General features: G+C 69.1%; 8 protein-coding genes. 3 read left to right on the forward strand and 5 right to left on the reverse strand.

The window, feature by feature from the left end; translation table 11 throughout:
• The 3 genes from ACFFIA_RS40965 to ACFFIA_RS40975 all read right to left on the reverse strand — a co-directional run.
• On the reverse strand, positions 1-831 hold an 831-nt coding region (locus ACFFIA_RS40965; protein ID WP_377262293.1), incomplete at its 3' end, for a LamG-like jellyroll fold domain-containing protein.
• 27 nt (positions 832-858) lie between these two features.
• A complete protein-coding gene (locus ACFFIA_RS40970; RefSeq protein WP_377262295.1) occupies positions 859-2,490 on the reverse strand; it encodes a right-handed parallel beta-helix repeat-containing protein in 1,632 nt (543 codons plus the stop codon).
• Positions 2,491-4,696: 2,206 nt separating this feature from the next.
• Positions 4,697-5,038: a VOC family protein gene (locus ACFFIA_RS40975; RefSeq protein ID WP_377262296.1), complete on the reverse strand. Its 342-nt coding sequence runs from the start codon at positions 5,036-5,038 to the stop codon at positions 4,697-4,699.
• A 1,159-nt stretch (positions 5,039-6,197) separates the two neighbouring features.
• Here ACFFIA_RS40975 and ACFFIA_RS40980 point away from each other — a divergent pair.
• Positions 6,198-6,392, forward strand: a complete 195-nt coding sequence (locus ACFFIA_RS40980; protein WP_377262298.1) for a hypothetical protein — start codon at positions 6,198-6,200, stop codon at positions 6,390-6,392.
• A 194-nt stretch (positions 6,393-6,586) separates the two neighbouring features.
• Here ACFFIA_RS40980 and ACFFIA_RS40985 read toward each other — a convergent pair whose 3' ends face one another.
• Both ACFFIA_RS40985 and ACFFIA_RS40990 read right to left on the reverse strand, forming a co-directional pair.
• A complete protein-coding gene (locus ACFFIA_RS40985; RefSeq protein WP_377262300.1) occupies positions 6,587-7,321 on the reverse strand; it encodes an STAS domain-containing protein in 735 nt (244 codons plus the stop codon).
• Positions 7,297-7,851, reverse strand: coding sequence for a hypothetical protein (locus tag ACFFIA_RS40990; protein WP_377262302.1), 555 nt, complete (start codon positions 7,849-7,851; stop codon positions 7,297-7,299). Before ACFFIA_RS40990 ends, ACFFIA_RS40985 begins: the two co-directional genes overlap by 25 nt.
• Before the next feature lie 151 nt (positions 7,852-8,002).
• On the opposite strand from ACFFIA_RS40990, the gene ACFFIA_RS40995 reads away from it, so the two are divergent.
• Entirely contained in the window at positions 8,003-8,233 is a 231-nt protein-coding gene (locus tag ACFFIA_RS40995) for a hypothetical protein (RefSeq protein ID WP_377262304.1), read from the forward strand.
• Positions 8,233-8,988, forward strand: coding sequence for an ATP-binding protein (locus ACFFIA_RS41000; RefSeq protein ID WP_377262306.1), 756 nt, complete (start codon positions 8,233-8,235; stop codon positions 8,986-8,988). Before ACFFIA_RS40995 ends, ACFFIA_RS41000 begins: the two co-directional genes overlap by 1 nt.
• Positions 8,989-9,067 lie beyond the last annotated feature (79 nt).

A 9,067-nucleotide genomic window follows, 5' to 3' on the forward strand; every position in this document is an offset into this window, starting at 1 on the left:
ATCCTGGCTCTCCTCCTGACCGCCGTCACCGATACAGCAGTACCGGCGCATCCCACCGTCCAGCGTGCCGGAGACCGAGATCGTGCCGTTGACGTTCACCTGGCCGGTCGGCGTCGGCCAACTCCCCGACGGCGGCGGAGTGGTCGGCGGCGGCGTGGTGGGCGGGGGAGTGGTGGGCTGCCCGGTCGTGGGCGGCGGGGTCGTGGGCGGCGTGGTGCCCGAGTCGTTGACGCTGATGTCGTCGAAGCGGGCGCTCGCGTACCCGGTGAAGAGCCCGATCCGCCCGGCGGAGACCGCGGTGTTGGTGGCGCTGCCCACCAGCGAGCCGTCGACGTAGCCGGAGATCGTGCTGCCGCTGGTGTCGATCCGCAGCGTGTACCAGGTGCCGGTCGAGACCGTACGGTTGACGCCGGCCAGCACGGTGACCGAGCTGCCGTTCATGTACTGCAACTCGACCCGGTTGGCGTTGGTGAGGGCGAGCCGGTACATCTTGGTCGAGCTGCTCACGCGCGAGGCGAGGGCGACGACGCTGCCGCTGCCACCGAAGGCGAGGGGCTTGACCCGTCCCTGTACCGAGTAGTTGGTCCAACCGGTGTCGCCGGCGAACTGGCGGGCCCGGTCGGTGCCGGTGTTGGACTGCTGGAACGTCTGCGAACCGTCGGAGGTCAGGCTCCAGTCACCGCCCGACTTCGACCAGCCGGAGCTGCCGGACTCGAAGTTGGCGGAGAAGAGCGTGGCGGCGGACGCGTTGGGTACGGTCAGCACGAAGACGCCGGCGGTGGCCGCCGCGACCGTCCCCGCGGCGACCGCGAGTCTTGTTCGTCTGGACATGGGGCTCCTTTGTGGGGTGTGGGCCTTTCAGATGCGGGCGCCGAGGTTGGGATAGGCGGTCGGTCGGAGGAAGTCGGAGCTGCGGATGCTGCCGTCCGCGTTGCGCGGTCCGGTCAATGTGGACGAGTTGGTGCTGGCGAGGTCGGCCGCGCTCCAGGAGCTCTTGATGTTCCAGGAGTTGCCGGACGCGGTGACGCCGGAGCCGAGCGATACGCCGGTGCCGTTGGAGACGGCGAGGTTGCCGGTCAGCCGCGAGGTGGAGTTGGCGAACTTGAAGCCCCCGTCGCCGTTGCGCCACGCGCTGTTGCGCTCGACGGTGATGGTGCCGGGATTGCCGTTGTCGATGATCCCGCCCACCGCGTTGTCGAAGGCGAAGCTGTTGCGGATGGTGTGGTTGGCCGGCGGGTCGGGGTCGCCGCCGCCCATCTTGAAGCCGTTGCCGTCGCCGACGTAGTCGGGAAGGCCCCACCGGTTGAAGCCGTTGCCCCACGCCGCTGACCCCTCGATCAGGATCGGCGAGGTGAAGAGCCAGGCGTCGAAGCCGTCGTCCGAGTTGTTCCAGAGCCGGGCGCCGCGCACGACGTTGCCGGTGCCCGAGCCCTCTTTGATGGCGAGGCCGTCTGCGCTCTCGCCGTTCTTGCGCGGGTCGCGGTTGCCGTACGCGTCGAGGTTGAGCACCTGGTTGTTACTCGACGCGCCCTGGATCTGGAGCCCCGACTCGTAGTTGTCGCGGGTCACGAGGCGGTCGAAGATGTTGTTGTTGCAGTCGCGGCAGAAGATGGCGTACGGCCCGTGGATGATCTCCAGCCCGCGGAAGCGCCAGTAGTCCGCCTCGATGTGCAGCACGCCCCGCTCGAGGTTAGGGATGCTGCCGCCGATCGGTGCCGGCGTGTGCGGCAGGTTCTCCCCGTCGAGCACGACCCGCTCACCGTTGTAGTTGGTGACCGTGTACGGGTTGGCGGCCGTGCCGTCCTTCATGATCCGTACGTTGGTGCTGAACTGGTAGGTGCCCGCCCGCAGCGCGATCGTGGTGCCCGGCGTGGCGACCGCGACCGCGCGGGCGAGGGTCGCGAGCGGGGCGCTGAGCGTGCCCGCGTTGGCGTCGTTTCCGTTTGGCGCCACGATCAGCGAGTTCGACGGCGGCGGCGCGGTGGTGGGCGGTGGCGCGGTGGTGGGCGGAGGCGCGGTGGTCGGTGCCGCCGTCGTGGGCGCTGCCGTGGTCGGGGCCACCTGGCCGGTGCAGACGGTCCCGTTGAGGGTGAAGCTCGCCGGCACCGGGTTGGCCGAGTTGTTCCACGTGCCGTTGAAGCCGCCGCTGACGGTGCCGCCGGTCGGGATCGACGCGGTGTAGTCGGCGTTGCGAGCGGTCACGGTGCCACTCGCCGGGCTCGCGGTGAAGCCCCACGACTGCGTGATCGCCTGGCCCGCGGTGAACGACCAGGTCAACGTCCAGCCGTTGATGGGGTCGCCGTAGTTGGTGATGGCGATGTTGGCGCCGAACCCGCCCGACCACTGGGCCGCGATCGAGTACGTGACCTGGCAGCCTGCGGCCGCCTGCGCCGAAACGGCGGTCACCAGGGCGGCACCCCCGGTGGCGGCCGCCACGCCCGCGACGACGGCGGCCCGCCACCGTCTGCCGAACCGGATGCGCTGAGTCATGCTCCAACCTCCTGATGACTGCGTGGGGAAAGCGCTTTCCGAGCGTAGCGATATATATCCATATAGTCAAACTTGCAGTGGTTGTCGGTGCGTGCCGGTGGCGGGTCACTCGCCGGCGAGGTGCGGGAAGTGGGGGCCGCACTGTGGTAGACGTCGCGGGCGTCGCGCGGATAACGAAAACTTTGGTCGGAGTGCGGCGCCGGATCCGCCCGCGCTCCGCGCACCGCTCGTGCGTGCTGCTTGTGCTGTTCGTTCTTTGCGCTGCTCGTGCTGCTTGCGCCCCCGCGGATGTTGATGGGGCGCACGACGCGAACGCGGGTTCGGCGTGACGCCGCGCGAGCCGCCCCTTTCGGTGATGAGCATGGGATGTGCGACGACATTCCGGACGAAACCTGCGGCAGACACCATGGTCACCGCCACAGAACCCATGATCATCCCACCGGGTCCACGGTGGCCGACGCAAACCATTGTGGACAGATCCACAAACCGAAAGATCTACTAGAAGATCGTTCTGGGCTACCGCGATGCCCGTCGTGCTCCAGACCGTCGCTCCCGCGGCCTCGCCCTCCGCGGTTTGACGCCTTTCGGGGTCAGGGTCTCGGGCCCGTCCGCGACGGCCCCTGCGGACAGCTGCTTTCTGCCGGTTTGTTCGGTTCGGCAAGCTCCGTGAGCAGGGCCACGCTCAACGGGCACCTATAGAGTTTCGGGGGTGGAGGTGGTCGCGCGGCTGGACCGCGATCGGACGTACCGACAACATCCCTGATGTTGCTGCCTCCTGCTGCGGACGAGACAGCAAACTCCCTGATTTTGTTGTCACGCGCCGCGCGCGTCGCCGGTCCAACGAACCATCCCGACCGATCGCGAAGCCGAGGCAGTGTGTCGGCGGCGGACGGGCGCGCGCCCGGCGACGCGGCGCGAGCTGGGCGCGTCGGTGCGCCCAGCTCGACAGCTTTCTTGAACGCGGACCCGACCTGCCGCCCGGGCGGCCCGGGCTGGTCGCGAGCTAGCCCGGGACCAGGGCCCGCGCTGGGCCAGGGCGGGATCGTGGGGACGCGGAGGGTGCGGCTGCGGGAGCAGCGGCCGCGAGCACGGCGGGCATCGCGGCAGCTCTCCTCTGCCACACCAGAATCGAACCGTAATGGAAAGCGCGAACCTCGACCCCGAAAGCTCTCGATCGGTCGCCTGGGTGTGGCTAGCCAGAGGCTTCTCCGCTTCCCCAGAGTGAGCACCTGGCCGACCGGGACACGTACTCCACCTCCGGGCGGCACACAGCTGCACGCATCCGGCAGTCCACAGTAGATCGTCTAGGATTCGCGCCACGTCAGGTGTGAAGGCCGCCCCTGGTTCGCCGCTCTCCTGGCGGTCGCCTCACGGATCGCCCGGCGAAGGGCCTGGCGCGTCGTCAGGTTGTCGAGGGCGGCGGTGCACCTTTTGGTGTGCGGCTTCGGTGTTGGCACGCTGCTCTGGCCGTCCTCCAGAGTCTGGCCAGCAGAGACACGAGGATGACCTGTGCTGCGGCTGTGAGGCACCACCAAGCGACATGGAAAAACAGCCATGTCAGTTCGTCGTCCAGTACGAGGTCTGCGAGGCCAGCCGCGATGAACGAGAAGGGCCCCAGCAGGAAGCTCATGGGTAGGCATAGCACCCAGAGGGAGAGGTAGGCGCCGTAATTGTCGGCTCCGGGCCAGTACGCGACAATTGCCAGCGTGAGCACGGCAGCCAGGTACACCGCCGCGCCAACGGCACCGGGTCCCCTTGGGATGGTCATTGTCGCCTTTCAGATCACGTAGGTGGGCCGGCGTGAGACGTGGCGGTTCGGAGTCGTCGGCGCGTCTGGCGAGTCGGGCGCGGCCTCTGGTTGGCAATGCACTGTTTGTGAGGACAAGTGAAGATCGTGTGGCGGCCGCTGGACACAGCGTAGACGCCGTGGTTGTTGGCGGAGTTCGGCGCTGGGGTTCGCTGTGATGGCGGCGGTGAAGCCGCTCCGGCCGGCGCGTGCGTTTCCGCTCGCGCTGGTGTCTGATGTGGACCCGCGGTCCGTGGGCAGTCGGTCGCAGCCGCCAGCGTCGCTGCTGTCTGGGGGAAATCGCTGTCGGACAAGTACGACGCTGCGAGGGCGATGCATCTACCGGCCTGATCGAGGTCATCTCATCGCGGGTCAGCGAAGACGCGGCGGATCCCTGTGGATGACGGCAGCGGAATCTGATCAGAGCGGAGCGCCGCCGAACGAGATCTCGTTGCCCTCGGGATCGCGGTAGGTAACGTGGCGTACACCGTTGGCGTAGGTCTCGCGCTTGGAGGGCTCGATGCCCCGGCTGGCGATCTGGGCAAGGCGTGTGTCGAAGTCGTCGACGAAGACGGTGAGTATCGCGTGACCGGCGTGCTCGGGCCGGTGTTCGACGGCCACCGACCGATGTTCGGCAAGCTCCCACACGGCCTCTGTGTCGCTGGCGATGAACGTCGGCGAGGTGCCGAACAGCTTCTCGTACCAGGTCAGCGCCGCCGAGTAGTCATTGACTGGGATTCCCGCGTACAGGTCAACTGCCATGCCGCGATGCTAGTTGATCAGAGTGGGTTGCCGCTCGGCGAGCGCATCCGGCACTGCTGCGATCGTGAGCCAGCCATTACCACCGTCGCGACCAGATCGCCCATCAACTAGCATCTATGCAATGAACCCGGGATGTCGTATTTTGCCTTCGTCTCGGCCCTTCCCGGGCAGCCCGCAACAAAGTGCGTGACAGGAAGTCGCCGGCTGGTGGCTTTCAACGTCCACAACAGCTTGTTATTGCGGAAGGAGAACGGCGTTCGAATGCCTCCCTCGAACGCCGTTACGGCGCCCAATCCGGAGGGCGAGGGTCGCGCCCTCACTCCTAGAGGATTCCAGCCTGTAGGTAGAGTCTGACGTCGTCATCCGCCAGGTCCAGCGCGATCTCGACCCAGACCAGCGACGGATTCCCGGGGGTCCGCAAGGTTGTGGCTGAGCGGCGTATTTGCTTGACGGATCCTGCGGCCAGCCCTCGACGTGCGCGAACGGGAGTCCGAGCGTCTCGAACGTTTCGGCATCGGCGAGCCTGTCGACAGCCAGGAACTCGTCAATGCACGGCCACTTCGCCTGGAAGTACATGTGAAAGGAGTCGGTCGTCAATTGGACATAATGCGAGTATCTCACCGTTTGGTTCAGTGCATTGCGGAAAGGGCAGTTGATAAGTGCGCAGCAGTCCGTCAAGAGACTTTCCCTCGCTTCCCGGACATGCCCGTGGATCGCGAGGACCGCCTTTGGCGGAATGCCATGCCACGAATGACAGGCTGGCCACGACCAGTGTGGCGGCGATGACAACTATCGCTCTGCGCCGGCGACGTCCTTACGGATGGAGACTCGGCACGATCGGCCGACGCTTACCTTACGTCCTTGCCCCTCGGCGACACTGTGCACGATGCCGAGGGGCGGTTCGCGGAGGTGGCCGACTTCTCGACATGGCAACCGGTCACGGGCGACTGATTCGCGGGCCGGCATGCGGCTGTGCGGCTGGTTTGGCGGGTTGTCGAGGTGTTTGCCGGCATGGTGTGGTCGTGCGCTCCGCGCGGCGTGACCTCGCTCACCGATCCTCCACGGGGTGGCGCGAAAGGGGTGCGGAGGGTAATCGTGGATGCTCAGCCCGCGGTGCCGGCCTCGGTGGGACCGGCACCGACCCCAAGAGGAGGCCGCGATGCACAACATCCGCGCCGCTACCGACAGCGGTGTCCGCCGCTGCGAGCAGTGCGCCCGCCCCTTGCCAGCCCTGCACAAGAACGAGTACACCCCGGCCCGCGCGCATTACGTCGCGGAGCTGGGAGTCTGCCTCTGCGCCCACGGCTTGGCCGATGGCGTCGAGGTGCCCGAGCGGGCACCGTCGCTGCTGTAGCCGCCCGTCGCGATCCCGGACAGCCGACGCCGCCGGTGTGCCGCCGACACCGGCGAGGCGTCCGCCGGGCGCCGCTTCAGTGCCCGCCCCGTTCCGGAAAACCAGGTTGCCCCCACCGACACGCACCGGCCACGCTGCCGGTGTGCGGATGCATGACGGCCAGTTGACGATCACGCCGCGTCCCGGGGCGGGGGTTACGTGTCCAGCACCGCCCAGACGACCTTGCCGCCCTCGATGGCCAGGCTGCCCCACTGGCGGGCGACCGCCTCGACCAGCGTCAACCCGCGCCCGGCGGTCGCGCTCACCGGCACGTCGCGGCGGACGGGCGGCTCGGTGCTGCCGTCGCGTACGGCGATGTGCAGGTAGCGCCCGCGCAGCGAGATCCGGAGTCGCATCATCGTGTGCGCGTGGGCGACCACGTTGTTGACCAGCTCGGTGGCCACTGTGCACGCTGGCGCCACGTGTCCGGGCAGGTCCCACCGCAGGCACGCCTCGGTGACCACCTCGCGGGCCCGCCGCCCGGCGCCGGTCACCGGCAGCAGGTCCTCACTCAGTGACGGTGTCGCCGGGAGGCCGCCCAGCTCCAGTGAGCGTACGGCCGCCCCCACGCTCGGCAGCATCGGCAGATGGCGGGCGACCGACTGGGCGTTCAACAGTTGGGCGGTCGCCGGCTCGGCGCCGCAGAGCAGCATCGGCACCGCCGGCCACATCGCCGCCTTCCGCGCGACGGCCAGGAAGACGGTGAGCGCGTCCTCCTCGGCCAGGCGCATGCCGGAGAGGTCGACCAGGAGCACCGGCGGTTGCTCGGCGAGGCACTTCAGCAGGCAGGTGTGCACCGCGACGGCGCCGGCCAGGTCCAGCGTGCCGACGATCCGCACCACCGTGTGCGATTCCTGATCGTCTGTCAGGCACTGGATGTCTGTCGGCATCGCACTCTCAATGTCCGCCGGGCCTTTGCTGGGTACCCGCCGTTCACCTGGGAAAACGTGATCACGGTCAGGCTCCCGCGCGTCCTGCTCCAACACGGGGATGACCCTCGCCGCCGAAATGGAACGCGTCGCCCAGCGCCCCGCACACCATGGCCGCCCACCGTCACATCGGCATGCGGGCTGGTGTGGACCGGCGCCGGAAACGCGTCAGCACCGTCGATGTCCAGGCTCTCCGCATTGACGGTTTCCAGCTTATCCACTGTGGAGCGATGCGTTTCGCTCCGGGCCTCCGACCGCTCGGCGCGAAGGAGGTTGACAAACCGCGCCGCCCGCTGGTCGAGATGCGCGCTGTCGACGAGCGTGGCGGCCTTACGAAAAATCGCCTCTGGTCGCGCGAATTGGAATTGATAAAGTGTTTCCGGGTCGAAGAACGCTGGGCATTCCTCCGGCCGCGCGCCGAACGCATACGGGTAGGGCGTGCCGACCCGGCGCATATGACCGGCCTCGAGGCGCGGGTCCGGAGGTGTCATCGGGTCATCACGCTACCGCACGCCAGGCGGCGTCCCGAGCGTCCCACGGCGGCGATCATGACCCGTCGTGGGCGCCGTGAAGGAAAGCCCTCCGCGCGCCGGGTCGCGGCCCCGCCGATTCTCGATAGGGTCTGTGCGAAGGGACTGGTCGATGGATGACGACTTCGATCTCCGGGCCGGGGCGCCGCGTCGCGGCACCTCGCGGGTCGTGATCTCCGGGGTGATCGGCATGGCGGTGGGCGACATCCGCGCCGCCCCCTTGGTCGCTGTCCGGGGCCGGGCCACGCGCGACGGCGCGGCTCCGCCAAGCCTGCCCGCGGCTCCGCCAAGCGCCCTCGGTCGGGGCCGGGCCCGATGCGGCATGGCCGGCGAGGCGTGCTGATGGGGCGCCACCTGCGGTGCGTCGCGGCGCACGAGCCGCCGCTGGCGGTCGTGCGGGTCACCGGCCGGCTCACCCTCCGCGGCGCCGCCCGGCTGCGCGTCGCCCTTCTGAAAAGCCTGGCCGAGCAGCCGTTCGCCGTGCTGGTCGACGTGGCCGGGATGGCCGTCGACGAGGATATGAGCCTCACCGTGTTCATGGCGGCGGCCCGGCACGCGGCCGCCTGGCCGGCCGCGCCGATCATCCTCTGCTCGGCGTCGCCGGAGGCGCGGGCGGCGCTCTGCCGCGTCGGCGCCGACCGGCACGTCACGCTCTGCGCCGACCTCGACCAGGGCCGCGCCGTCGCCGCCCGCCGCGAGCTGCCGGAGCAGGTACGCGACCAGCTCAGCGCCAGCCCGACCTCGGTGCCGGCCGCGCGGCGCATGGTCACCGCGCTGTGCGAGCGCTGGGAACTGTCCGGTGTGGTCAGTCCGGCCCGCCTGGTCATCAGCGAGCTGGTCGCCAACGCGGTCCGCCATGCCGGCACGTCCGTCGAGCTGACCATCACCCGTAGCCGTCGGCACCTGCACCTGGCCGTCCGCGACTACCACCGGCAGCGCTCGCCGGTGCGCCGCCCGCCGGCCGAGAGTGAGCCCGACCGGCGGGGCCTGCTGCTGGTCGAGGCAGTCTCGGCAAACTGGGGCTGCACGCTGCTGCCCGACGGCAAAGTCACCTGGGCGAGCCTGTCGCGCGCGCCCCGTCCGGTGCCACGCGCCTGACGGCCCGGCTCACAGGCGATCGTCGATACCGATGAGGGCGTCGCCCGCGCCGCCGGTGGCGACGGGCTGTTGCAGCGGC

Source organism: Phytohabitans kaempferiae (genome assembly GCF_042433955.1).
In the GTDB taxonomy this organism is placed as follows: Bacteria; Actinomycetota; Actinomycetes; order Mycobacteriales; family Micromonosporaceae; genus Phytohabitans; species Phytohabitans kaempferiae.